General features: G+C 63.8%; 24 protein-coding genes. 16 read left to right on the forward strand and 8 right to left on the reverse strand.

From position 1 onward, the window contains the following. Nucleotides 1–45 precede the first annotated feature (45 nt). Nucleotides 46–1,104, reverse strand: a complete 1,059-nt coding sequence (locus tag HALZIN_RS0106835) for a Leu/Phe/Val dehydrogenase (RefSeq protein WP_031383485.1) — start codon at nucleotides 1,102–1,104, stop codon at nucleotides 46–48. 236 nt (nucleotides 1,105–1,340) lie between these two features. Here HALZIN_RS0106835 and HALZIN_RS0106840 point away from each other — a divergent pair, with 236 nt between their 5' ends. After that, a complete protein-coding gene (locus HALZIN_RS0106840; protein WP_031383486.1) occupies nucleotides 1,341–1,616 on the forward strand; it encodes an acylphosphatase in 276 nt (91 codons plus the stop codon). Between the two features lie 7 nt (nucleotides 1,617–1,623). Here HALZIN_RS0106840 and HALZIN_RS0106845 read toward each other — a convergent pair whose 3' ends face one another. From HALZIN_RS0106845 to HALZIN_RS0106855, 3 genes are all read right to left on the reverse strand, one after another. Continuing rightward, on the reverse strand, nucleotides 1,624–2,565 hold the full coding sequence (locus HALZIN_RS0106845; protein WP_031383487.1) for a nucleoside hydrolase: 942 nt from the start codon (nucleotides 2,563–2,565) through the stop codon (nucleotides 1,624–1,626). Nucleotides 2,566–2,610: 45 nt separating this feature from the next. Beyond that, on the reverse strand, nucleotides 2,611–3,531 hold the full coding sequence (locus HALZIN_RS0106850; protein WP_031383488.1) for a ribokinase: 921 nt from the start codon (nucleotides 3,529–3,531) through the stop codon (nucleotides 2,611–2,613). A gap of 188 nt (nucleotides 3,532–3,719) precedes the next feature. Continuing rightward, nucleotides 3,720–4,658, reverse strand: a complete 939-nt coding sequence (locus tag HALZIN_RS0106855) for a D-2-hydroxyacid dehydrogenase (RefSeq protein WP_031383489.1) — start codon at nucleotides 4,656–4,658, stop codon at nucleotides 3,720–3,722. A 220-nt stretch (nucleotides 4,659–4,878) separates the two neighbouring features. On the opposite strand from HALZIN_RS0106855, the gene HALZIN_RS0106860 reads away from it, so the two are divergent. The 12 genes from HALZIN_RS0106860 (at nucleotide 4,879) to HALZIN_RS0106915 (ending at nucleotide 15,238) form a co-directional block, all read left to right on the forward strand. Then, nucleotides 4,879–5,169: an FmdB family zinc ribbon protein gene (locus HALZIN_RS0106860; protein WP_031383490.1), complete on the forward strand. Its 291-nt coding sequence runs from the start codon at nucleotides 4,879–4,881 to the stop codon at nucleotides 5,167–5,169. Between the two features lie 59 nt (nucleotides 5,170–5,228). Beyond that, on the forward strand, nucleotides 5,229–7,010 hold the full coding sequence (gene aspS / locus HALZIN_RS0106865) for an aspartate--tRNA ligase (RefSeq protein WP_031383491.1): 1,782 nt from the start codon (nucleotides 5,229–5,231) through the stop codon (nucleotides 7,008–7,010). A 143-nt stretch (nucleotides 7,011–7,153) separates the two neighbouring features. Further along, nucleotides 7,154–7,693, forward strand: coding sequence for a crossover junction endodeoxyribonuclease RuvC (gene ruvC / locus HALZIN_RS0106870; protein ID WP_031383492.1), 540 nt, complete (start codon nucleotides 7,154–7,156; stop codon nucleotides 7,691–7,693). 78 nt (nucleotides 7,694–7,771) lie between these two features. Then, nucleotides 7,772–8,377 carry a Holliday junction branch migration protein RuvA gene (ruvA, locus tag HALZIN_RS0106875; protein ID WP_031383493.1) on the forward strand — a complete coding sequence of 202 codons (606 nt, stop codon included), beginning with the start codon at nucleotides 7,772–7,774 and terminating at the stop codon, nucleotides 8,375–8,377. Nucleotides 8,378–8,383: 6 nt separating this feature from the next. Then, a complete protein-coding gene (ruvB, locus tag HALZIN_RS0106880) occupies nucleotides 8,384–9,421 on the forward strand; it encodes a Holliday junction branch migration DNA helicase RuvB (RefSeq protein WP_035575211.1) in 1,038 nt (345 codons plus the stop codon). Between the two features lie 183 nt (nucleotides 9,422–9,604). After that, nucleotides 9,605–10,294 (forward strand): protein TolQ, encoded by a 690-nt coding sequence (gene tolQ, locus HALZIN_RS0106885; protein WP_031383495.1) that lies wholly within the window; start codon nucleotides 9,605–9,607, stop codon nucleotides 10,292–10,294. A 15-nt stretch (nucleotides 10,295–10,309) separates the two neighbouring features. Beyond that, a complete protein-coding gene (gene tolR / locus HALZIN_RS0106890; protein ID WP_031383496.1) occupies nucleotides 10,310–10,750 on the forward strand; it encodes a protein TolR in 441 nt (146 codons plus the stop codon). Nucleotides 10,751–10,759: 9 nt separating this feature from the next. Further along, nucleotides 10,760–11,794 carry a cell envelope integrity protein TolA gene (tolA, locus tag HALZIN_RS0106895; RefSeq protein WP_031383497.1) on the forward strand — a complete coding sequence of 345 codons (1,035 nt, stop codon included), beginning with the start codon at nucleotides 10,760–10,762 and terminating at the stop codon, nucleotides 11,792–11,794. Beyond that, on the forward strand, nucleotides 11,791–13,074 hold the full coding sequence (tolB, locus tag HALZIN_RS0106900; protein ID WP_031383498.1) for a Tol-Pal system beta propeller repeat protein TolB: 1,284 nt from the start codon (nucleotides 11,791–11,793) through the stop codon (nucleotides 13,072–13,074). Before tolA ends, tolB begins: the two co-directional genes overlap by 4 nt. A gap of 54 nt (nucleotides 13,075–13,128) precedes the next feature. Next, nucleotides 13,129–13,665, forward strand: coding sequence for a peptidoglycan-associated lipoprotein Pal (gene pal, locus HALZIN_RS0106905; RefSeq protein WP_031383499.1), 537 nt, complete (start codon nucleotides 13,129–13,131; stop codon nucleotides 13,663–13,665). A gap of 18 nt (nucleotides 13,666–13,683) precedes the next feature. Then, the gene (gene ybgF / locus HALZIN_RS0106910) at nucleotides 13,684–14,457 is read left to right on the forward strand and encodes a tol-pal system protein YbgF (protein WP_031383500.1); all 774 of its coding nucleotides are present in this window, start codon (nucleotides 13,684–13,686) and stop codon (nucleotides 14,455–14,457) included. Nucleotides 14,458–14,476: 19 nt separating this feature from the next. Continuing rightward, the gene (locus tag HALZIN_RS0106915; RefSeq protein WP_031383501.1) at nucleotides 14,477–15,238 is read left to right on the forward strand and encodes a YciK family oxidoreductase; all 762 of its coding nucleotides are present in this window, start codon (nucleotides 14,477–14,479) and stop codon (nucleotides 15,236–15,238) included. Between the two features lie 52 nt (nucleotides 15,239–15,290). Here the strand turns inward: HALZIN_RS0106915 and HALZIN_RS0106920 are convergent, their stop codons facing one another. Both HALZIN_RS0106920 and ubiG read right to left on the reverse strand, forming a co-directional pair. Further along, the gene (locus HALZIN_RS0106920) at nucleotides 15,291–15,965 is read right to left on the reverse strand and encodes an HAD-IA family hydrolase (protein ID WP_031383502.1); all 675 of its coding nucleotides are present in this window, start codon (nucleotides 15,963–15,965) and stop codon (nucleotides 15,291–15,293) included. Continuing rightward, on the reverse strand, nucleotides 15,962–16,693 hold the full coding sequence (gene ubiG, locus HALZIN_RS0106925) for a bifunctional 2-polyprenyl-6-hydroxyphenol methylase/3-demethylubiquinol 3-O-methyltransferase UbiG (RefSeq protein ID WP_031383503.1): 732 nt from the start codon (nucleotides 16,691–16,693) through the stop codon (nucleotides 15,962–15,964). Before ubiG ends, HALZIN_RS0106920 begins: the two co-directional genes overlap by 4 nt. Nucleotides 16,694–16,985: 292 nt before the next feature. Between ubiG and galU the strand changes: the two genes are divergently transcribed. Then, nucleotides 16,986–17,876: a UTP--glucose-1-phosphate uridylyltransferase GalU gene (gene galU / locus HALZIN_RS0106930; RefSeq protein ID WP_031383504.1), complete on the forward strand. Its 891-nt coding sequence runs from the start codon at nucleotides 16,986–16,988 to the stop codon at nucleotides 17,874–17,876. 5 nt (nucleotides 17,877–17,881) lie between these two features. Continuing rightward, entirely contained in the window at nucleotides 17,882–19,177 is a 1,296-nt protein-coding gene (locus HALZIN_RS0106935) for a nucleotide sugar dehydrogenase (protein WP_031383505.1), read from the forward strand. A 104-nt stretch (nucleotides 19,178–19,281) separates the two neighbouring features. Here the strand turns inward: HALZIN_RS0106935 and HALZIN_RS0106940 are convergent, their stop codons facing one another. Then, nucleotides 19,282–19,590 carry a hypothetical protein gene (locus tag HALZIN_RS0106940; RefSeq protein ID WP_031383506.1) on the reverse strand — a complete coding sequence of 103 codons (309 nt, stop codon included), beginning with the start codon at nucleotides 19,588–19,590 and terminating at the stop codon, nucleotides 19,282–19,284. A gap of 160 nt (nucleotides 19,591–19,750) precedes the next feature. Next, nucleotides 19,751–19,942, reverse strand: coding sequence for a hypothetical protein (locus tag HALZIN_RS0106945; RefSeq protein WP_031383507.1), 192 nt, complete (start codon nucleotides 19,940–19,942; stop codon nucleotides 19,751–19,753). Between the two features lie 212 nt (nucleotides 19,943–20,154). Between HALZIN_RS0106945 and dauA the strand changes: the two genes are divergently transcribed. After that, the gene (dauA, locus tag HALZIN_RS0106950) at nucleotides 20,155–21,927 is read left to right on the forward strand and encodes a C4-dicarboxylic acid transporter DauA (protein WP_031383508.1); all 1,773 of its coding nucleotides are present in this window, start codon (nucleotides 20,155–20,157) and stop codon (nucleotides 21,925–21,927) included. Nucleotides 21,928–21,932: the final 5 nt, after the last annotated feature.

Here is a 21,932-nt window from a genome sequence, read left to right on the forward strand (position 1 = left end):
GTCGATGCCCATCGAGCGATGGGCATCGCGTTTCGTCGCGGGCCGCTAGGTCGCCGAAGTGTGGCGCTTGACGAACCGTTCCTCGGCCAGGCGATCGGCGATCGCAACGGGTGGCAGGCCTTCGCGGCCGGCACGCTCGAGTATCGTTTCAAGGGTGCGTTCGATGCCGGCGATATGCGCCATGACCCGTCGACGGTCGTTGTCGGCGCGGCGTTGCCAGGCGACTTCGATGACCCCGCCGGCATTGGCGACATAATCCGGCACGTAGACGATGCCACGCGCATGCAATTGCTCGGCGCAGGCCGGTTCGGCGAGCTGGTCGTTGGCGGCGCCGACGACGATGCGCGCCTGCAAGCGCCGGCAGACCTCGGCGTTGAGGACATCGCCCATCGCGCAAGGCGCGAAGATATCCGCGTCGACATCGAAGATCGCCTTGGGCGCGACGACGCGGGCGTCGACGTGCCGGGCCAGGCTGTTGACGGCGTGGCTGTCGACGTCGCTGAGCACCAGTCGCGCTCCGGCCTCATGAAGATAGCGGGCGAGCCGGGCGCCGACGTGGCCAACGCCCTGAATCGCCACCTGCACACCGCGCAGCTCCTCCTTCCCCAGCGCATGGCGGACCGCGCCGCGCATGGCGTTGTAGACGCCCCAGGCTGTGAAGGGTGACGGGTCGCCGCCCGCGCCGGCGGGATTTCTGAGCCCCATGACATGGGGGGTGACCCGTGCCAGTGCCTGCATGTCCGCCGCATTGCTGCCGAGATCCTCGGCAGCGATATAGCGGCCGTTAAGCGAATCGATAAGATGGCCCATGGCTTCGAGCAACGCCGGCGTCTTGTCGTAGCGCGGATCGGCGATGATCACCGCCTTGCCGCCGCCGTGAGATAGATCGGCCAGCGCCGACTTGAAGGTCATGGTTCGCGATGATCTCAGGACATTGCCGAGCGCCTGGGCGTCGTTGCGGTAAGGATGTATCTGCAGGCCGCCGAGCGCCGGGCCTAGGTAGCTGTTGTGAATGGCGATAATGGCCTTGAGTCCGCTGAGCGGGTCGTGGGCGAAGACGACCTGCTCATGGTCGCGGAATTCGGCATGGTCAAAGATCGACATTATTGTTGTTCCTCTCTTATGGAGGTTCCGCCCGGGGCCGGCAAAGCAAGGAGTCGACTTTCCACCCGCCCGTTCTCACTCAAGCCTAGGGCAGTGTTGGCCTGTTGTCCCGGTTTGGGGCGACGGTGGCGTTGGTGTTACAACTATCGGCTATTACGTACAGTGCCGATGCCGGACCTCGACAGCAAGCCGAAGCAGGAAGCAACGCCAAGACAAGCCGGACACAGGAGCCTTCAATGGATTCAAAGTGTTGTGTAAAGGCCTTGGTCAATGGCCAGGTACAGGGGGTGAGCTATCGTGCGGCGGTCCAGGAACGCGCGCTCACCTCGAACGTGACGGGCTATGCCCAGAATCTGCTCGACGGTCGGGTGGAAGTGCTGCTGTGTGGCGATCGCGAGGCGGTCAACGCGCTCACCGAATGGCTCTGGCAGGGGCCACCGGCAGCGCGGGTGACCCATGTCGAATTGCAGGGCGTGGAGTGGCGCGATCGCGCCAGCTTCGTGATCCGCTAGCGGCGTCTCAGCTCAGGGTCTCGACGATCCACTCGACGACTGCCGGGCCGTTGGCGTTCAGACACACCTGGACCTGCGGCGTGCGCGACCAATGCTCGGCGATGAACGGACGATCCGCCGGCGCGAAGATCGTCTGGCCTTCAGCGTCGCCTTCGGTAACGACCGTGAGATGTCCATCGACCGCGGTGAACAGCTCGGGCTTCATCAGCCAGGCCAGCGCGCAGCTGTCGTGCGGGCAGCAGCCGTCGAAGCCCAGCGCCTGCTGGTAGAACGCCTTGTAGAACTCGTAGCTGCCGGCAAGGACCTCACCGAGCTTGCCTTGACCGGCGGCGATCCTGGCCATCGAATCGGGGTCGAGCACGCAACGATGGGTGGCATCCAGCCCCACCAGCGTCAACGGCCACCCGGCGGTGAGCACGCGCTGTCCGGCGTGAGGGTCGTTGAACAGGTTGGCTTCGGCGACCGGCGTGACGTTGCCGCCTTCGCGAATCGAGCCGCCCATCACCACCACCCGCCTGACACGTTCGACGATGCTCGGGTCGAGTTGCAGAGCCGCGGCCAGGTTGCCCAGTGGACCCACCGCGACCAGGGTAATCTCGCCGGGGCGCGCATTGACCTGCTCGACGATGAACTGCGCCGCGCTGAGGGTCTCGGCACGGCCCTGGACCTCGGGCAGCTCGATATTGCCCAGGCCGTTGTCGCCGTGAATATGCTTGGGCGGCGGGAAGCGCGTCTTGACCAGGGGGCCGGCCGCGCCCTGGGCGACCGGGATGCGCTGCCCGGCCAGTTCGGCAAGCAGCAATGCGTTATGGGTCGCCGTGGTGACGTCGACGTTGCCGTAGGTGGTGGTCATTCCGAGGAGTTCGATCTCCGGATGGGCGAGGGCGATGGCGATGGCCTGGGCGTCGTCGACCCCCGGGTCGGTATCGAAGATGATCGGTGTCGGCATGTGAGAATCCTTTGGTTGAATTGTCGCGGTGCGTGTAGTCGCTACTCAGTCGGCGTCTATCGTCAGCTCGTCCCAGTGGCTGGCGGCATCCTTGACCTCGCTGAGCACGGGAATGCTGGGCGCGGCGCCCTCGCGCTGCACGCACAGCGCCGAGGCGGCGCTGGCCAGCCGCAACGCGGCACAAGTGTCGTGAGCGTGCTGAAGGGCGGCCATGTAATAGCCGATGAAGGTGTCACCGGCCGCGGTGGTGTCGCGCGCTGCGACCCTGTGCGCCGCGAGCCTCAGGCGCTGGCTGTCGCTCTGGTAGCAGACCCCGTCGCCGCCCAGCGTGAGGACTATTTCGCTGCCCGGCAACTTGCGCGAAAGCGCATCGAGCAACCGCTCGATCGCATCGTGTTCGTCGAGTTCGACCAGTGCTGCCGCTTCGCCGCGATTGAGGAATAAAAGCCGGCAATGCTCGAGGGGCAGGCGCAGCACATTGGCGGCCATGGGGGCGGGGTTGAAGGCAAGTTGCATGCCCTTGTCGGCCGCGCTGACCATCAGTTTGTCGAGCGCGTTGCACTCGTTCTGCAGCAGCAGCCAGTCGCCTTCGGTGGCCGTGGCGAGCAGGGTCGTGTGCTGGGCATCGGTAAAGTCATGATTGGCGCCGGGATGGAGGATGATCGAGTTCTCGCCGTGGTCGTCGACCTGGATCAGCGCATGACCGCTGGGTTCGGCGTTCAATTCGATAGACGCCGTGTCGACGCCGGCCGCGGAGAGCGTTTCCAGGACCCAGCGGTCGGCCCGGCCGAGCCGCCCCCAGTGGGTGACGTTACCGCCGGCGCGGGCCACGGCGAGCGACTGGTTGGCGCCCTTGCCACCCAGCACCTGGCGATAGCCATGGCTGGTCAGGGTTTCCCCCGGGCGAACCAGATGCGGGACGCGATAGACATGGTCGATATTGATCGAGCCATAGTTGTAGAGCATGGGTCCTCCGGATAAGACCAAGCGTACGGTGACGGTATGGAGGCGACATGCCTGGTAGCTGCACAAAGACCGGAGCCTGGCCTGCCGATGTGACCAAAGTATTGGCATTCGTTTCGGGGGATGCAACCGCAGTATTTATACCGTTATCTCAAATTTGTTAAAATACTAAATAAGCTTTCCTTCACTTTTTAAACTTTAGTTTTCCAACGCTTCAGATTATCGACCGTGAGCTTGACGACATTGGCTCGAGCCTCGGGACTGATCCAGGCATTGTGCGGAGTGACGATCAGGTTGAGGGGCTCGTCAAGCGCATCGAGCAGGGGATGGCCATCGCGCGGGGGTTCGCATGGCAGTACATCGACTGCCAGTCCACCGAGCCGACCGGCCCGCAGCGCCTCGAGGGCGGCATGCTCGTCGATGACACCGCCGCGCGCGCAGTTGATCAGTAGTGTTTCGGGCTTACAACGCGCCAGCATCGGCGCGTCGATCAGATGACGGGTAGCCTCGGTCAGCGGACAGTGCAGGCTGATGATGTCGGCGCTGCCGGCCAGCTCGGCGAGCGATGGCCGTGCATCCTCGGCCTCGTTGCCGGGACGGGCGGTGAATATCGCCTCGACGCCGAAGGCTTCGGCGAGCCTGGCCACGGCCTGGCCGAGTTCGCCGCTGCCCACGATCACCAGGCGCTTGCCGGCAAGTTGCAGAGTGGAGTGACCGAGCAGGCAGAAAAACGGGCTGCGCTGCCATTCACCGGCGGCGACATCTCGCTGATAGCGGGGCAGGCGGTTGGCCAGGGCCAGCATCAGCATCAACGTGTGCTGAGCCACGCTGGCGGTGCCGTAGGCGCTGACGTTGCGAACGGTGATACCCTGACGCTCGGCGGCCGCCATGTCGATGTTGTTGGTGCCCGTGGCCAGCACACAGATCAGCCTGAGATCGGGCAGGGCGGCCAGCAACTCGGCATCGAGCACCACCTTGTTGACGAGTGCCACTTCGGCCCCGGCAAGCCGTGACTGGCGCTGTTCGAGGAGCGTGGTCGCGTGGACCTCGAGGCTGTCGACCTCGCGTCGAATCGGTTCCAGGTCGATGTCATCGCCTAATGTGGCGGCATCCAGAATCACGGCTTTCATGGTGGCTCCTTGAACGGGAAAAGAAAGTGACCAGCGCTGGATGCGGAAAGCGACAAGTGTGCCCGGAAGTCGACAACTTGCCCGCGAGGGGCCGCAACACGCTATAATATGCGGCTTTCATGGCAGGCTTGGAAAGCGCGTCGCGTGACCGCATATCGTTATCGCCGCAGATTGCCCGGATGCCTGCGGACGCCGTTTAAGTCACAGAGTGATAAAAACCATGCCCATCTATGAATACGAGTGCAAGGCTTGTGGCCATCGTCTGGAAAAGCTCCAGAAAGTCAGCGCACCACCGCTGTACGAATGCCCGGCGTGCCAGACTGACGCGCTGTCGCGATTGATTTCGGCGGCCGGCTTCCGGCTCGCCGGGGGCGGCTGGTACGAAACGGACTTCAAGGCGAGCGGCACCAAGCGCAATCTGGCCGGAGACGGCAGCAACACGGCGCCCGCCAGTGGCGACAAGCCCGCGTCGGCTTCGGCGCCAGCCCCCGACGCCAAGGCGTCCGCCTGATACCGCTGCCGGCGCGGGCCGGCAGCGTTCACCTTTTAAGCAACGAGACAGGATGTGACATGCGCAGCCATTATTGCGGCCAGTTGAACGAGACCCTGGTGGGTCAGGAGGTCACGCTTTGCGGATGGGTGCATCGTCGCCGTGACCACGGGGGCGTCATTTTCCTCGACATGCGCGATCGCGACGGCATCGCTCAGGTCGTGGTCGACCCCGACACCCAGGACGCGTTCGCCACCGCCGATCGTGCGCGCAGCGAGTTCGTGCTGCGCATTCGCGGTCGCATCCGGTTGCGCCCCGAGGGCACCCAGAATCCCAACATGCCCACCGGCATGATCGAAGTGCTGGCCAAGGACGTCGAGGTCCTGAACAGTGCGGCCACGCCGCCGTTCCAGCTCGACGAGCACGGCAAGGTCGGCGAGGAGGTACGTCTCAAGCATCGCTATATCGACCTGCGTCGCCCCGAGATGATCGACAAGCTGCGGCTGCGCTCGCGGATCACCCATAGCGTGCGCGCCTACCTGGAGAGCCAGGGCTTTTTGGATATCGAGACGCCGATCCTGACCCGCGCCACCCCGGAAGGCGCCCGCGATTACCTGGTGCCCAGCCGTACCCACGAGGGGCATTTCTTCGCCTTGCCGCAGTCGCCGCAACTGTTCAAGCAGTTGCTGATGGTGGCCGGACTGGATCGCTACTACCAGATCGCCAAGTGCTTTCGTGACGAGGATCTGCGCGCCGACCGCCAGCCGGAATTCACCCAGATCGATCTCGAGGCCTCGTTCGTCGACGAAGATGCGATCATGGGTATCACCGAGCGAATGATCCGCCAGTTGTTCCAGGAAGTGCTCGAGGTCGAGCTGGCCGAGTTCCCACGCATGCCCTATGCCGAGGCGATTCAGCGTTACGGCTCCGACAAGCCGGACTTGCGCATTCCGCTGGAACTGGTCGACGTCGACGATTTGATGAAGGACGTCGACTTCAAGGTGTTCTCGGGCCCGGCCAACGCCGACGACGGCCGCGTCGCGGCGCTCAAGGTCAGCGGCGGCGCCAGGCTGAGCCGCAAGGAGATCGACGAGTACACGCGTTTCGTCGGCATCTACGGCGCCAAGGGGCTGGCCTGGATCAAGGTCAACGAACGCGCCAAGGGGCTCGAGGGGCTGCAGTCGCCGATCGTCAAGTTCATGGACGGCATCGTCGAGGCGCTGCTGAACCGGCTGGGTGCCGAGGACGGCGACATCATCTTCTTCGGCGCCGACAAGACGCGCATCGTCAACGAGGCGATCGGTGCGCTGCGCGTGCGCCTGGGCGAGGATCTCGATCTGTATACCCGCGCCTGGGCGCCGCTGTGGGTGGTCGACTTTCCGATGTTCGAGGCCGACGATGCCGGGCGACTGTCGGCACTGCACCATCCGTTCACCGCGCCGTCGTGCAGCCCGGAAGCGCTCAAGGATGACCCGGCCAATGCCCTGTCGCGGGCCTATGACATGGTGCTCAACGGCACCGAGCTCGGCGGCGGCTCGATCCGTATTCACGATCAGGGCATGCAGCGCACGGTATTCGAGGTGCTGGGCATCGGTGAGGCCGAAGCCGAGGAAAAGTTCGGCTTCCTGCTCGACGCGCTGCGCTTCGGCGCGCCGCCGCACGGCGGTCTGGCTTTCGGTCTCGACCGCCTGGTGATGCTGATGACCGGGGCGCGGACCATCCGCGAGGTGATCGCCTTCCCCAAGACCCAGAGCGCTGCGGACCTGATGACCGACGCCCCCGGCGAAGTCAGCGCCGAGCAGCTCAAGGATCTCAATATCCGCCTGCGCCAGAAGGCCAGGGTAACGGCCGGCGACGAGTGATCGGCACCTGGCGCCGTTGCCTCAGGTGAACGGAATGATCCGGCTTTCAATGAATCGGCGGCGCTCTCGGCGCCGCCGGTTTTGCTGAACGGGGAAGCTTGCATGACTTTCATCGACGCGTCCCGGCAAATCGGGGAGGCCGCTTGATCATCCTGGGCATCGACCCCGGCTCGCGGATCACCGGCTACGGGGTGCTCGACGTCAGCGCGCTGCGTCCGCGCTACATCGCCAGCGGCTGCATCCGCATCCGCGCCGATGACCTGGCTCAGAAGCTGGCCCAGGTCTACGCCGGGGTCGCCGAACTGATCATCCAGTATCGCCCCGGGGAAGTGGCCATCGAGCAGGTGTTCATGGCGCGCAACCCGGATTCGGCGCTCAAGCTGGGCCAGGCCCGGGGCACGGCGATCGTCTGCGCCGCCAATCATGGCCTGCCGGTACACGAATACGCGGCGCGCCAGATCAAGCAGTCGGTGACCGGCACCGGCGCCGCCGACAAGACCCAGGTGCAGCACATGGTCACCGCGCTGCTGTCGCTCAACGCGCGACCAGCGGCGGATGCCGCCGATGCGCTGGCGATTGCACTCACCCATGCCCACGCTCGCACCGGGTTGCTCGGCCACAAGGAGCGTCGGCGACGACGCTCGCGGGGCGCGGGTTGGCGCGACTTTCGGCCCGAATCCTGACCCCGCGAGGTGGGTGCTGGTCAGTCGAACAGGTGATGAGTATAGTGACTACCCAGTCAGCCCGAGGAACGCAACTGCATGATTGGACGCCTGCGCGGCACCTTGCTGGAAAAACAGCCCCCATGGCTGGTGATCGACGTCGGCGGCGTCGGCTACGAGCTTGAAGCCTCGATGAACACGCTGCTGGCCCTGCCCGGTATCGGCGAAACCGTGCAGCTGTATACTCATCTGAGTATTCGCGACGACGCGCATCTGCTCTATGGCTTCATCCGCGAAGCCGAGCGCGCGCTATTTCGAGCGTTGATTCGGGTCAATGGCGTGGGCCCCAAGCTGGCCCTGGCGATTCTCTCGGGAATGGAACAGGAGCAGTTCATTCGCTGCGTCATGGACAGCGACGTCAAGGCCCTGACGCGGCTGCCGGGGGTGGGGCGCAAGACCGCCGAGCGATTGATCGTCGAAATGCACGATCGTTTCCCGCACTGGGCCGCAGCGCCGGACGCTGGCCAGGCAGCCGCGCCGCCTTCGACGGCGCGCGGTCATGATCCGCTGGTCGATGCCGAAGCGGCGCTGGTGACGCTCGGCTACAAGCCGGCCGAGGCCGCACGCATGCTCAGCGGGCATGAGACCGGACTGTCCACCGAGGCGCTGATCAAGGCCGCACTCACACGCAAGCTGGCAGGGTAGCGACGCATGATCGAAAGTGACCGACTGATCGCCGCCGAGCCGCAGCAGGCCGAGGTGCACCATGATCATGCGATCCGTCCCAAGACCCTGGCCGATTACATCGGCCAGCCGCGGGTCCGCGAGCAGTTGGATATCTTCATCACCGCGGCGCGGGGGCGCGGCGACAGTCTCGATCATACGCTGGTGTTCGGCCCTCCGGGGCTCGGCAAGACCACGCTCGCCAACATCATCGCCGCCGAGATGGATGTCGACATCAAGTCGACCTCGGGCCCGGTGCTCGAGCGAGCCGGCGATCTGGCGGCGATGCTGACCAATCTGCAGCCGGGCGACGTATTGTTCATCGACGAGATCCACCGTCTGCCGGCCGCGGTGGAGGAAGTGCTGTATCCGGCCATGGAGGATTTTCAGCTCGACATCATGATTGGCGAGGGGCCCGCGGCGCGCTCGATCAAGCTCGACCTGCCGCGCTTCACGCTGGTCGGCGCGACCACTCGTGCAGGGCTGCTGACCTCGCCGTTGCGCGATCGCTTCGGGATCGTCCAGCGCCTCGAGTTCTATGCGGTCGACGAGCTCACCGAGATCGTCACACGCTCGGCGCGGCTGCTGGGTGTCGGGGCCGAGGCTGCGGGGGCCGCCGAAGTGGCGCGCCGGGCCCGCGGCACGCCGCGCATCGCCAATCGCCTGCTGCGCCGGGTCCGCGACTATGCCGAGGTGCGCGCCGATGGCCGGCTGACCAAGGCCATCGCCGACCAGGCGCTCAACATGTTGCACGTCGACAGTCATGGCCTCGACCATATGGATCGCCGATTGCTGCTGGCGATGATCGAGAAGTTCGACGGCGGGCCGGTGGGTGTCGATAGCCTGGCGGCGGCGATCAGCGAGGAACGCGACACCATCGAGGACGTGATCGAGCCCTATCTGATCCAACAGGGTTTCATGCTGCGTACCGCGCGGGGACGCATGGTCACTCGTCAGGCCTACCTGCATTTCGGCTTCGCCGCCGGCGACGCCACGCCCCAAACCAGTGGCGAGGGGCGGCCATGAGCGGTTTCGCGATTCCCGTGCGGGTCTAGAGGTGCACAAAAAGTGAGCGCAGCAAAGGAACCCTTGTGCGAAGCCAGCGTCGATATCGCCTGTGTCGATGCCCAGCGGCTTCGCCCAATACGCTGGCCGGCGGCAATCGCCTCGGCTCTGAACGGATAATCTGAACCACTGACGAGGACACCCGTGAACGAATCCCTGTCCATTCCCTCCCTGGTCATGAACGCGAGCCTGATGGTGCAACTGGTGATGCTGTTGCTGACCATGGCTTCCATCGCCTCCTGGGTGGTGATCTTCCAGCGCAGTTTCGTGCTGCGCCGGGCGCACAAGGCGCATCACAGCTTCGAGGATCGTTTCTGGTCGGGAGTCGATCTCAACGAACTCTACCGCGAGACGCCGGCCGAGCAGGACGTGTTCGGCGCCGAGCACATCTTTCGTTCGGGCTTTCGCGAGTTCAACCGGCTGTTGCCCAAGACCCGCAGCAACCAGGCGATCCTCGACGGCGTGCAGCGTGCCATGCGCGTGGCCTGGTCCCGCGAGGAAGAGCGTCTCAACCAGCACCTGACCTTCCTTGCCACGGTCGCTTCGTCGAGCCCTTACATCGGCTTGTTCGGCACCGTCTGGGGCATCATGGGCTCGTTCATGAGCCTCTCCATGGCCCAGCAGGCGACCCTGTCGACCGTCGCGCCGTGGATCGCCGAGGCGCTCATAGCCACCGCCATGGGGCTATTCGCGGCTATTCCCGCGGTGATCTTCTATAACCGGCTGTCCGCGCAGTCCAACCGCCTGCTCGGCCAGTACGAGGATTTCGCCGAGGAGTTCCACTCCATTCTGCACCGCAACCTGCAAGGGCGCGGTGATCGGGAAGCAGCCTGAGGAGGCGCCGTTATGATGCATGGCCCCTTCAACCGTGGCCCTCATCGCAAGCCGATGGGCGAGATCAACGTCGTGCCGTTCATCGACGTCATGCTGGTATTGCTGGTGATTTTCATGATCACCGCGCCGATGATGACCCAGGGCGTTCAGGTTGAATTGCCCAAGGTCGCTTCCGAGCCCATCGACACGCCCGAGGACAGCGAGCCGTTGATCGCCTCGATCAACAGTGATGGCGACTACTTTCTCTCCATCGGCGACGGCGAGACGCCGCTGAGCCTCGACGAGATCAGCAACAAGGTCATCGCGGTGCTGCAGCGCAAGCCGCAGACGCCGGTGATGGTCAAGGGCGATCGCAATGTGCCCTATGGCCAGGTCGTGACCCTGATGAGTACCCTGCAGGTCGCGGGCGTGCCCAACGTCGGCTTGATTTCCGACCCGCCTTCCCGGCAGCAGTGAGGACGCACGATGGCGAAACAGGAAAGGCGGGTCGGCTACGGGCTCCCCGTGGTGCTGGCGGTAGGCCTGCACGTCGGTATAGTGCTATTGAGCGTGCTACGCTGGCCGGTCAGCGAGCCCGAACAAACGTCCTCGGCGATCGTCCAAGCGACGCTGGTGAGCGCTGAAACGGCGACCGACCGGGCGCAGCGGGCCAAGGCAGCCCAGGCACGCGCTGCCGAGCGTCAGACCGAAGAGCAGCAGCAGGAGCCAGCGCCGGCCCAGCAGCAAGCGCAACAGCAGGCCGAACAGCAACGCCAGGCCGAAGCGCAGGCGCGAAAGCGGCGTGAGGCCGAGCAGCAGGCATTGCAGGAAGCCCGAAGACAGGCTGAACAGGAAGCTCAGCGGCGCGCCGATCAAGCCGAACAGCAAGCGGCCGAGCGCAAGGCGCAGGCCGAGGCCGAGGAGCAGCGCAAGGCCGAGGAGGCCCGCAAGCAGGCCGCGGCCGAGAAGCAGCGCAAGGCTGAAGAGGCCCGCAAGCAGGCCGCGGCCGAGAAGCAGCGCAAGGCTGAAGAGGCCCGCAAGCAGGCCGCGGCCGAGAAGCAGCGCAAGGCTGAAGAGGCCCGCAAGCAGGCCGCGGCCGAGAAGCAGCGCAAGGCCGAGGAGGCCCGCAAGCAGGCCGAGGCCGCTCAGCGTGCCTCGGAACAGGCCCTGGCGAGTTCGATAGCCGGCGAAGAGCAGGCCATCGCCAATGCCAGACAGGCGGCCCAAGCGGCGAACGGTTTCAAGAACCTGGTCAAGCGGGCGGTCGAGCAGGCCTGGATCATTCCGCCCGGGGCCACCAATCAGATGCGTGCCGTGGTCAGCCTCAAGTTGCTGCCGACCGGTGAGCTGGTCAATGCTTCGATTCGCAGCAGCAGTGGCAACGCCAGCTTTGATCGCTCGGTCCTTCAGGCCGTCGAACGCGCCGCGCCGTTCCGTGAAATGCGCGAGCTGCCAGCCGCCGCGCAGCGGCAATTTCGTGAATTCAACCTGGATTTCAATCCCAAGGATATGCGCCGATGAAACGACTAGCTCCGTTCCTGCTCAGCTGGCTGATGCTGCTGTTCAGCAACCTGGCCAGCGCGGAACTGACCATCGAGATCACCAAGGGCAGTGATGAGGCGATTCCCATCGCCGTCGTGCCCTTCGCTGGGCAGCAGTTGCCCGAAGACATCGCTCAGATCGTCAGCGACGACCTGAAACGCAGCGGTCAGTTCGATCCGTTATCGCGCAGCACGCTGATCGCCTCGCCGACCGCCAGCGATGAAGTTCGCTATCGCGACTGGCGTGCCGTCGACAGTAACTACCTGGTGGTCGGTCAGGTCAGCCAGACCGATCAGGGCTATCGTATCCAGTTCGAGCTGATGGACATCTACGGCGAGCGGCGCATGCTCGGCGAGGCCGTCAACGTCAGTGCCAACCAGTTGCGTTCCGGCGCACATTACATCAGTGACAAGGTTTACGAGGCGATCACCGGGGTGCGTGGCGCATTCTCGACGCGCATCGCCTACGTTACCGCCCAGGGTGCCGCCGACAATCGTCGTTTCGCGCTGAACGTCGCGGATGCAGACGGTCGCAACAGCCAGCAGATTCTGACCTCGCGTGAGCCGATCATGTCGCCGGCCTGGTCGCCGGATGGCAACAAGCTCGCCTACGTATCCTTCGAATCGGGCAACTCGGCGATCTACATCCAAAATCTGGCGACCAGCCAACGCGTCCAGGTCACCGCGTTTTCGGGTATCAACAGCGCGCCGGCGTGGTCGCCGGATGGCCGCAAGTTGGCAATGTCGTTATCCAAGGATGGCCAGCCGGAAATCTATGTCATGGACATCGGCTCGCGCAGTTTCCAGCGTCTGACCCGCAATGAGGCGATCGATACCGAGCCGTCCTGGGCGCCGGACGGCAACAGTCTGGTATTCACATCGGATCGCAGTGGTGGCCCGCAGCTGTACAGCTACTCGCTGGGGAGTGGCCAAAGTCAGCGACTGACCTTTACCGGTAATTACAATTCACGCGGGCGCTACTCGCCGGATGGCGAAACTCTGTTTATGATCCATCGTGGCAACAAGGGCTTCAGCGTTGCCAAGCAGGATCTGAGCAACGATCGACTGACGATACTGAGCGACTCGCAGTGGGCCGAGTCACCCAGTGTTGCGCCGAACGGGAGCATGGTAATCTTCGCCACCCAGCAGGGGAACAGCGGGGTGCTGAGCGTGGTGTCGGCCGATGGCAATGCCTCGTACCGCCTGCCCTCAGCCGAAGGCGATGTGCGGGAGCCCGCGTGGTCGCCGTTCTTGAACTAAGCCCGAACCTACAGTAACAACTGTGTCATTCGAATTTTGAGCAAGGAGTTGACAATGAAGTTTAAATCGTACGCCAAGAGCCTGGCCGTCGCTGCGTCCCTCGCTGTCATGGCTGGCTGTGCCAGCACGGGCGGCACTGGGGACGGCAGCATGGATGGCACCACGCCCGGCGGCCAGGGGCAGAGCGGCGTGACCACCGGTCAGGGCATTTCCGGCGGACAGCCCAGCGGTTCACAGGTAGGTGCCGGCCAGCGCGCGGCGATACCCGATGTGCGCACCATCTATTTCGACTACGACAAGGACACCATTCGCCCCGAGTTCGAGTCCGTACTCAATGAACATGCTGAGTATCTGCGCAACAACCCCAATGTCCAAGTCGTCCTGCAGGGCTACACCGACGAGCGCGGCACCCGTGAGTACAACCTGGGCCTGGGCGAGCGTCGTGCGCAGTCGGTTGAGCGTTACCTGAGCGTTCAAGGCGTATCGTCATCGCAGATTGATGTCGTCAGCTACGGTGAAGAGCGCCCGGCCGTGGAAGGCCACTCCGAACAGGCCTACGCGAAGAATCGTCGCGTGGTCATCGCTTACTAAGCTCCGGCGGAGTCAAGCATGAAACACAGTCTGAAAGGACTGTGCGGCGCGGGGGCTCTGGTGCTCCCGCTGTCCGTATGGGCCGCTCCCGTGGTCGAAGATCTCTCGGCCAATCAGCAGAACAACCTTTACCAGCAGACCCAGGCTCGTCCTGAGGCTAGTGGAAACTTGCTCCTGTTCAACCAGTTGCAAGACAATCAGCGTCAGATTAAAGAATTGCGCGGGCAGATTGAAGAGTTGCGCTACCAGCTCGAGCAGCAGAAGACCCTGGCGCAGGAACGCTATCTGGAGCTGGAACAACGTATCAATGGTCTTGCCGCCGCGCCTGGCGCTGACAATGCCGCCCAGGGCGACGGGGCCGCCAGCTCGGCCGAGCCGGGCGACGATGGCGATCCGGCGGCCATGGCCGCTGGCCAGGAAGATCGCCAGGCGTACCGTGCAGCTTTCCAGAAGGTTCAGGATCGCGATTTCGATGCCGCGCTCACCGCGTTCGAGACCTTCGTCAAGAACTATCCCGATTCGCCACTGCGCGCCAACGGCTATTATTGGCTGGGAGAGCTCTACTCGGCACGTTCCGAGCTGGAGCCGGCAGCCCAGGCGTTCACGACCGTGATCGAGGACTACCCGCAAAGCAACAAGCTCCCCGATGCGCTCTACAAGCTCGGGCTGCTCAAGGCGCGCCAGGGCCAGCCGGATGCCAGCAAGCAACTGCTGAATCGGGTCCAGCAGGAGTATCCGGATAGCAATGCGGCCAGCATGGCCGGCGATTTCCTCAACCAGTCCGGGCTGTGACCGGCAACGAGGAGTCATGATGAGTTGCAAGATCGATTACCAGGCTCCCGCGGAGCTGTTGGCGGGGCGGGTGGTCCTGGTAACCGGCGCTGGTGAAGGCATTGGCCGCGCCGCTGCCAAGTGCTATGCCCGCCATGGCGCCACGGTGATATTGCTGGGCCGCACGACCGCCAAGCTCGAGACCGTCTACGATGAGATCGAAGCCGAAGGCGGACCCCAGCCGGCGATTTTCCCGCTCAATTTCGAGGGCGCCACGCTCAAGGATTATCAGGACATGGCGGCCACGCTGGGCAAGGAGTTCGCTTGCCTGGACGGCATTCTGCACAATGCCGGCCTGCTGGGACGGATCACGCCGTTCGAACAGTACGATCCCGCGCTGTGGGAACAGGTCATGCAGGTCAATATCAACGGACCTGTCTGGATGACCCAGGCGTTGCTGCCGCTGCTCAAGGCATCCGCAGCCGCCTCGGTGATCTTCACGTCGTCCAGCGTAGGCCGCAAGGGGCGAGCGTTCTGGGGCGCCTATGCGGTCTCCAAGTTCGCTACCGAGGGGGTCGTCCAAGTGCTCGCCGACGAGCTGGAGAGCCTTTCTTCGGTGCGCGTCAACAGTCTCAACCCCGGCGCCACGCGGACGCGGATGCGCCAGGCCGCCTTTCCCGGCGAAGACCCGGCGACGCTGCGCAGCGCCGAGGAGATCATGCCGACCTATCTATGGCTGATGGGCGACGACAGTCAGGGCCATACCGGCGAGCGCTTCGACGCCCAGCCGGCACGCAACTAGCTTGTCGGTCGGCAATCGTCGCTGGTTTTAATTGCTGTTCGCTGAGCCGCGCTCAGCGAGGCGAACCGACCAGATCGATCAGTGCGGCGGTAAGCTCCTGAGGGTGCTCGAACCAGCGATCCGCCCGCCAGCTGTGCCGATCCTCGGCTTCGTCGATATAGCCATAGCCGACCGCGATCGCGACCATGCCGGCGGCCTGGGCGGCCTGCATGTCGCGAACATGATCGCCGATGTACCAACACTGCTCGGCACTCAGCCCCAGGCGCTGAGCCGCCGCCCACAGCGGCTCCGGAGCGGGCTTTCTCACCGGCAGGTCATCGACGCACAGCAATGCCCCCGGCGTGAGGCCCAGCGCCTCGATCAGCGGCGCGGCATACGCACGCGGCTTGTTGGTGACGATGCCCCAGGCCCGCGGCGGTTGCGACCAGGTTGCCAACAACGGCTCCAGCCCCGGGAACAGCCGGCTCTCGGCGGCAACGTCGCGGGCGTAGCTGTCGAGCAGGAAAGCGCGTGCCGTGGCGTGTTCGGGGTGCGTGGCCTCGAGCCCCAGCGCCAGCGTCACCAGCGCGCTACCGCCGTTGGAAACCTGGGCGCGGATGACCTCGAAGGGCAGCGCGTCGAGACCGTGGTGCGCGCGCAGGGCATTGGTCGCACGGGCCAGATCCGGCGCGGTGTCGACCAGCGTGCCGTCAAGATCGAACAGCAGGCCAAGCGGCGCATGGCTCACGGCGCCTCCATCGAGCAATGCATCATGTAGTTGACCGAGACATCGCGCGGCGCCAGGCGGTAGGTGCGGGTCAGCGGGTTGTAAGTCAGCCCGCTCTGTTCGCGCACGCGCAGGCCAGTGGCCCGGCACCAGGTGGAAAGCTCCGAGGGGCGAATGAACTTGCGATAATCGTGGGTGCCGCGCGGCAGCAGGCTGAGCACGTATTCCGCGCCGATGATGGCCAAGGCATAGGCCTTGGGGTTGCGGTTGATGGTCGAGAAGAACACATGGCCGCCGGGGCGTACCAGCGTTGCGCAGGCGCGCACCACCGCGGCGGGATCGGGGACGTGTTCGAGCATTTCCAGGCAGGTGACGACGTCGAATTCGCCGGGTTGCTCGTCGGCCATCTCTTCGGCGCTGACCTGGCGATAGTCGAGCGTCACGCCGCTCTCCTGCTGATGCAGGCGGGCGACTTCCAGCGGCGTCGCGCCCAGGTCGATGCCGGTCACCTTGGCGCCGCGGTGGGCCATGGCTTCACTCAGGATGCCGCCGCCGCAGCCGACGTCGAGCACGCGCTTGCCGGCGAGCCCGGCACGGGCGTCGATGAAATCCAGACGCAGCGGGTTGATCTCGTGAAGCGGCTTGAATTCGCTGTCAGGGTCCCACCAGCGACTCGCCAGGGCCTCGAACTTGGCGATCTCGCTGGGGTCGACGTTGCCGCGCTGGGTATCGCGTGCTGCCGGGTTCATTGCGCCTCTCCCTGTCGGCGGGTATGAAACATGGCCCGCTGACGAGCCGCGGCCATGTGCTTGAGTTGCTGTATGATGCTCGCATTCTACTCTTTCTCGACAGGCTGTGGGCAAAGATGCCACCGTAGCACCGGCCAGCCCGGGCCGTGAGGGCCATGTCGAGTGACCCAGGTCGAGAGCGCCGTGCCGGTTGACGATGCGCTCACCGCAGCTACTGCACTTGACCATGGCGGGGCTCGCTTCGGCGCCTCTCTATGGCATACTTATTGACATTCATGTAGGAGGGACCCCCATGATTCGTAAGGCCGTACTACCCGTTGCCGGTCTTGGCACCCGTTGTCTGCCGGCTTCCAAGGCCATCCCCAAGGAAATGATCACCATCGTCGACAAGCCGGTGATCCAGTATGTGGTCGAAGAGGCGGTGGCCGCCGGGATCAAGGAGATCGTGCTGGTCACGCACTCCAGCAAGGGCGCCATCGAGAATCACTTCGACAAGCATTTCGAACTCGAGACGATGCTCGAGGCCAAGGGCAAGGACGAGCTGCTCGCCGAGGTGCGCAAGATCATCCCCGACGACGTCAGCATCATTGCAGTGCGCCAGCCCGAAGCGCTGGGTCTCGGCCATGCGGTGCTCTGCGCACGCTCGGTGATCGGCGAGGACGAGCCCTTTGCGGTGCTGCTGCCCGACGTGCTGGTCGATGACGAAGGTCTGCCGCGCAATGATCTGGCGGGAATGATCGACGCCTACCAGCGCACCGGCGATGCTCAGATCATGGTCGAGAACGTGCCCCGGGACATGGTCAACAAGTACGGCATCGTCGCCCTCGAGGGCGATGTCCCCGAGCCCGGCAACAGCGCCTTGATCAGCGACATGGTCGAGAAGCCCAAGGTCGAGGAAGCGCCCTCGACGCTGGCGGTCATCGGGCGTTACCTGCTGCCCGGCGCAATCTTCGAGCTGCTCGCCAGGACCAAGCCCGGTGCCGGCAACGAGATCCAGTTGACCGATGCCATCGACGCGCTGCGCGCACAGCAGGGCGTGGCCGCCTACCGCATGCAGGGCGAGACCTACGATTGCGGTCACCAGTTGGGCTATCTGGAAGCCACGTTGGCCTTCGGCAAGCGCCATCCCAAGTTCGGCGAAGGCTTCAATGCCTTGCTCAAGCGTTACGCCAACGAGGGGTAAGGCCGATGCGAATCATCGTACATGGCAGTGAGCTGTCCGCGGCGACCGCCGCTGCTGCGCTGGCCTCGGTCGGCCACCGAGTCGACTGGTATCCGCATCCCGAAACGAGCTGGGCCCAGCTCGCCGCGGCCGATTGGCTAAGCGGCGAACCGTTCGTCGCCGCCGAACTGACGACAAGCCGCGAGTCGGGGGCCTTGCGCATTCACGATATGCCGAGCGCTTTCGATGCTCAGCCGGAGGCGGATATCGTCTGGCTGGCTCTGGCGCCGGACCAGCGCGATGCCGCCGAGCAGTTCGTCGATGCCATCGCCGGCGTGCAGCGTTCGCCTTTGGTGGTGGTCAACAACTCGACGTTCCCGGTGGGCCAGACCGAGGCGCTGGAAGCACTGCTGCGGCATGCCTCGCAGGTGGCCGTGGTGCTGCCGGACATGCTCGAGGAAGGGCGTGCCTGGCAGGTGTTCACACGGCCCGCGCGGTGGCTGTTGGGCTGCGAGGATGACTGGGCGGCCGACCAGGTTCGTGAAACATTGCGCGCCTTCAATCGCCGCGCCGAGGTCTTCCAGCGCATGCCGCGCCGCGCCGCCGAGCTGACCAAACTGGCGATCAACGGCATGCTGGCGACGCGCATCAGCTACATGAACGAAGTCGCCGGACTGGCCGACTCGCTGGGTGTCGACGTCGAGCACGTGCGCCAGGGCATGGGCGCAGACACCCGTATCGGCTACGAGTATCTGTATCCGGGAATCGGCTTCGGCGGACCCAACTTCTCCCGCGACCTGATGCGCCTGGCCGATGTCCAGCACCAGACCGGACGTGAATCGCAGTTGCTCGAGCAGGTGCTCGACATCAACGAGAGCAAGAAGGAGACCCTGTTCCGCAAGTTGTGGAATCATTTTCACGGCAAGCTGGAAGGGCGCACGGTGGCCATCTGGGGCGCCGCCTTCAAGCCCGGCACCACGCGCATCGACCATGCCCCGGTGTTGACGCTGTTGCGCGCGCTATGGGCCCAGGGCGTTCATGTCCGCCTGCATGACCCGGCCGCACTACCGGCGCTGCGCAAGGAACTGGGCGATCATCCACTGCTCAGCCTGCACGAGGATGACCCTTACGCCGCCTGCGAGGGCGCCGACGCCTTGATGCTGGTCACCGAGTGGAAGTGCTACTGGAACCCGGATTGGCGGCGTCTTGCCGAGACGCTCGGCGAGCGACTGATCCTCGACGGTCGCAATATCTACGATCCGGTCTATGTCGCGGCGCGCGGGCTGGTCTACCGGGGTATCGGGCGTCGCGCCGATCCCTGACGCTCCGGTTTCGCGTCGTTAGGGATCAACGCCCCGCTCGAAAGCGGGGCGTTGTCGTTACAGGTCGGCGTGCATTGAGGGGGCGGTTGTCGGTCGGCAAGGTTTCAGTCAGAGAGGCCTGCGCAGTTGTCGCGGTACTGTGGGGAGTCGGTGCCCAGCGTCAGGCTCTGGAGGGCGCTGTTGTAATAGAAGCGATCGGACTCGGCGCTTGGAAGCGTATAGTCGCCGCACACCCCATAGCCCTTGTTGACCCGCGTCAGGTTGGAAATCTCGGCCGGTGCCTGGCTGTCGAGACGTTCAGCTATGGTCGCGGCGATGCGGGCATCACGCTGGGCCTCAGTGTAAGCCTGGCCGCCGAAGATCAGGCCGGCAACGGTGAGAATGGCGACGACGGGAATCCATAGGTTATGCATGGCGGGTCCGTTGGTGATTATAAGGCGCACGAGGCCGACAGCAAAATTGCCGGCCTGAGATACATTGATGAGTTGCCATCTGACGCCTCATGGCGCTGACCACTGATCGCTGATGAATGTCGACACGCAGCCATGCAGCGTTGCATGAAATGGCGCCGGATCAGCCTTGCGTGTTTTTTTCATCGTCGGTCACCTGTGTTTCGTACTCCACACCGTGCTTATGAAGATAATCGCGTATCAGCTGCCTCACGACTTGCGAAGGAGTCAGATCTTGTAACGCGCATAGCTGCTCAAAAGCTTGTTTCTTTCGGGGGTCTATGAGCAGCGTGAGTCGAGCAGTTTTCTTTTCCATTGCTAGTCCCTCATGACATTGACATTAACATTAAATGTTAATGTCATGGCTTCCATAGCGCAATGCTTTGCACGTCCCGTACAGGCATCATGGCCTACAGTTGCTCTCAATTATAATAGCATGTTAATGTAATTAACATGATTTCTGCTCCCTACGCCAAATGCCTCGGTCGATGCTGCCATGGCGAGGGCGCCTTGCAGCGAGGGCATCGTATGTCGCGCCAAGGGTTTTCAGTTAACCTGCCCCGCGTCTCCACGGGTCTGAGCGCCGCGTGGCGGGAGGGGTACGGGCTCACGGATTTACGCAAGGACGTGATGGCTGGCCTCACCATCGGTACCGTGGCCGTGCCACTGTCGATGGCGTTGGCGATCGCGACGGGCGTTCCGCCTCAGCAGGGTCTCTACACGGCGATTGTGGCTGGGGCCATCATCGCGTTGACTGGCGGTGCTCGCTTCAATGTTTCAGGCCCGACAGCCGCTTTTGTCGTTATCCTGTTTCCGATTGTTCAGCAGTACGGTCTGGGTGGCTTGCTTATCGCCTCGATGATGGCCGGCATCATTCTGGTGGCCTTGGGCGTTGCCCGCATGGGGCGCCTGATCGAGTTCGTGCCTTACCCCGTGGTTCTGGGCTTCACGGCGGGGATTGCAGTGGTCATCGCGGTACTACAGATTCCCGATTTTCTGGGGCTGAGCGTCGGGCAACTCGGGGAGCATTTTGTCGAAAACTTGGGCCGTATCGTCACATCACTGCCCACTCTCAATCCTCTCGAATTCGGCATTGGGGCATTTGCTCTGATTGTCATGTTGTTGTGGCCTCGATTGCACATTCCCATTCCCGCCCCCCTTGTCGGGCTAATCGTTGGGGCTATCGCTGCTTACGGTGCCAATCAGTGGCTAGGTAGCACGGGGGCGCCTGCCGTTGAGACGATAGCCTCTCGTTTTACCTGGGAGGCCAATGGCGAAACGGGTACCGGTATTCCCCCTATAGCGCCTTCGTTCATGGCTCCTTGGCTATTACCGGGGCCCAATGGAGAGCCCCTTGAACTGAATTTCGAACTGATTCGCGCTCTGCTGGGGCCTGCCTTCGCCATTGCCATGCTCGGCGCCATCGAGTCACTGCTGTGCGCAGTGGTATCGGATGGCCTGACAAAGACCAAGCATGACCCCAACGCCGAGCTGATTGGTCAAGGGTTGGGCAACATCATTGCGCCACTCTTTGGCGGCATCACGGCCACGGCGGCAATTGCCCGGACAGCAACCAACATCCGCAGCGGCGCTCGATCCCCCATCGCGGCAGTGGTGCACTCCGTGGTGGTGCTGTTGGCGGTTATCGCGCTCGCTGGATTGCTGGGCCTCGTGCCCATGGCTGCCCTCGCGGCGCTGCTGTTCATCATTGCCTGGAACATGAGCGAAGCGCGTCATTTCCTGCATACCTTGCGCTCGGCGCCTCCCGGAGACGTGGCCATTCTTGTCATCTGCTTCGGCCTGACCGTTGTGTTTGACATGGTTCTGGCCGTCGCTGTCGGCATGGGGCTGGCAGCGGCACTGTTCATTCGGCGCATGAGCTTGCTGACTACAACCGATCGCATCGAGATCGAGAATCACCCAACTATCAAAGGGCTGCCTCCAGAAGTGGCGGTTTACGAAATCAACGGCCCCCTGTTCTTCGGGGTGGCCGAGAAAGCCCTCACATCCCTTCATCTGGTCGATCGTCACGTCCAGATCGTCCTGCTAGATATGCGCAAGGTGCCCAGCATGGATGGCACGGCCATCGTGGCACTCCAGTCGCTGATCGACGAAATGCATCGCGAGGGAATAGCGCTAATTCTGATGGGACTGCCTGCGCGAATTATCGTCAAACTGCGTCGTGCAGGCATCCGAAAGGACAGAGGAGCGCTGACTTACTGCAAAGACTTGCAGCGGGCCAAGGCCGTCGCGCTGCGTTGGCATCATGAGCGAAACGAGATGGATCGCAACCAACAATAAGGTAA

The organism is Halomonas zincidurans B6 (assembly GCF_000731955.1).
In the GTDB taxonomy this organism is placed as follows: domain Bacteria; phylum Pseudomonadota; class Gammaproteobacteria; order Pseudomonadales; family Halomonadaceae; genus Modicisalibacter; species Modicisalibacter zincidurans.

What these genes read in the sequence shown, in the direction of transcription:
- HALZIN_RS0106845 (WP_031383487.1), bottom strand. Translation starts at nt 2,565, where the DNA reads ATGCCGACACCGATCATCTTCGATACCGACCCGGGGGTCGACGACGCC.
- pal (WP_031383499.1), top strand. Translation starts at nt 13,129, where the DNA reads ATGAAGTTTAAATCGTACGCCAAGAGCCTGGCCGTCGCTGCGTCCCTC.
- HALZIN_RS0106850 (WP_031383488.1), bottom strand. Translation starts at nt 3,531, where the DNA reads ATGCTCTACAACTATGGCTCGATCAATATCGACCATGTCTATCGCGTC.
- HALZIN_RS0106935 (WP_031383505.1), top strand. Translation starts at nt 17,882, where the DNA reads ATGCGAATCATCGTACATGGCAGTGAGCTGTCCGCGGCGACCGCCGCT.
- dauA (WP_031383508.1), top strand. Translation starts at nt 20,155, where the DNA reads ATGTCGCGCCAAGGGTTTTCAGTTAACCTGCCCCGCGTCTCCACGGGT.
- ruvB (WP_035575211.1), top strand. Translation starts at nt 8,384, where the DNA reads ATGATCGAAAGTGACCGACTGATCGCCGCCGAGCCGCAGCAGGCCGAG.
- HALZIN_RS0106915 (WP_031383501.1), top strand. Translation starts at nt 14,477, where the DNA reads ATGAGTTGCAAGATCGATTACCAGGCTCCCGCGGAGCTGTTGGCGGGG.
- HALZIN_RS0106940 (WP_031383506.1), bottom strand. Translation starts at nt 19,590, where the DNA reads ATGCATAACCTATGGATTCCCGTCGTCGCCATTCTCACCGTTGCCGGC.
- ybgF (WP_031383500.1), top strand. Translation starts at nt 13,684, where the DNA reads ATGAAACACAGTCTGAAAGGACTGTGCGGCGCGGGGGCTCTGGTGCTC.
- tolA (WP_031383497.1), top strand. Translation starts at nt 10,760, where the DNA reads ATGGCGAAACAGGAAAGGCGGGTCGGCTACGGGCTCCCCGTGGTGCTG.
- HALZIN_RS0106855 (WP_031383489.1), bottom strand. Translation starts at nt 4,658, where the DNA reads ATGAAAGCCGTGATTCTGGATGCCGCCACATTAGGCGATGACATCGAC.
- aspS (WP_031383491.1), top strand. Translation starts at nt 5,229, where the DNA reads ATGCGCAGCCATTATTGCGGCCAGTTGAACGAGACCCTGGTGGGTCAG.
- tolR (WP_031383496.1), top strand. Translation starts at nt 10,310, where the DNA reads ATGCATGGCCCCTTCAACCGTGGCCCTCATCGCAAGCCGATGGGCGAG.
- tolB (WP_031383498.1), top strand. Translation starts at nt 11,791, where the DNA reads ATGAAACGACTAGCTCCGTTCCTGCTCAGCTGGCTGATGCTGCTGTTC.
- ubiG (WP_031383503.1), bottom strand. Translation starts at nt 16,693, where the DNA reads ATGAACCCGGCAGCACGCGATACCCAGCGCGGCAACGTCGACCCCAGC.
- HALZIN_RS0106860 (WP_031383490.1), top strand. Translation starts at nt 4,879, where the DNA reads ATGCCCATCTATGAATACGAGTGCAAGGCTTGTGGCCATCGTCTGGAA.
- ruvA (WP_031383493.1), top strand. Translation starts at nt 7,772, where the DNA reads ATGATTGGACGCCTGCGCGGCACCTTGCTGGAAAAACAGCCCCCATGG.
- HALZIN_RS0106840 (WP_031383486.1), top strand. Translation starts at nt 1,341, where the DNA reads ATGGATTCAAAGTGTTGTGTAAAGGCCTTGGTCAATGGCCAGGTACAG.
- galU (WP_031383504.1), top strand. Translation starts at nt 16,986, where the DNA reads ATGATTCGTAAGGCCGTACTACCCGTTGCCGGTCTTGGCACCCGTTGT.
- HALZIN_RS0106945 (WP_031383507.1), bottom strand. Translation starts at nt 19,942, where the DNA reads ATGGAAAAGAAAACTGCTCGACTCACGCTGCTCATAGACCCCCGAAAG.
- HALZIN_RS0106835 (WP_031383485.1), bottom strand. Translation starts at nt 1,104, where the DNA reads ATGTCGATCTTTGACCATGCCGAATTCCGCGACCATGAGCAGGTCGTC.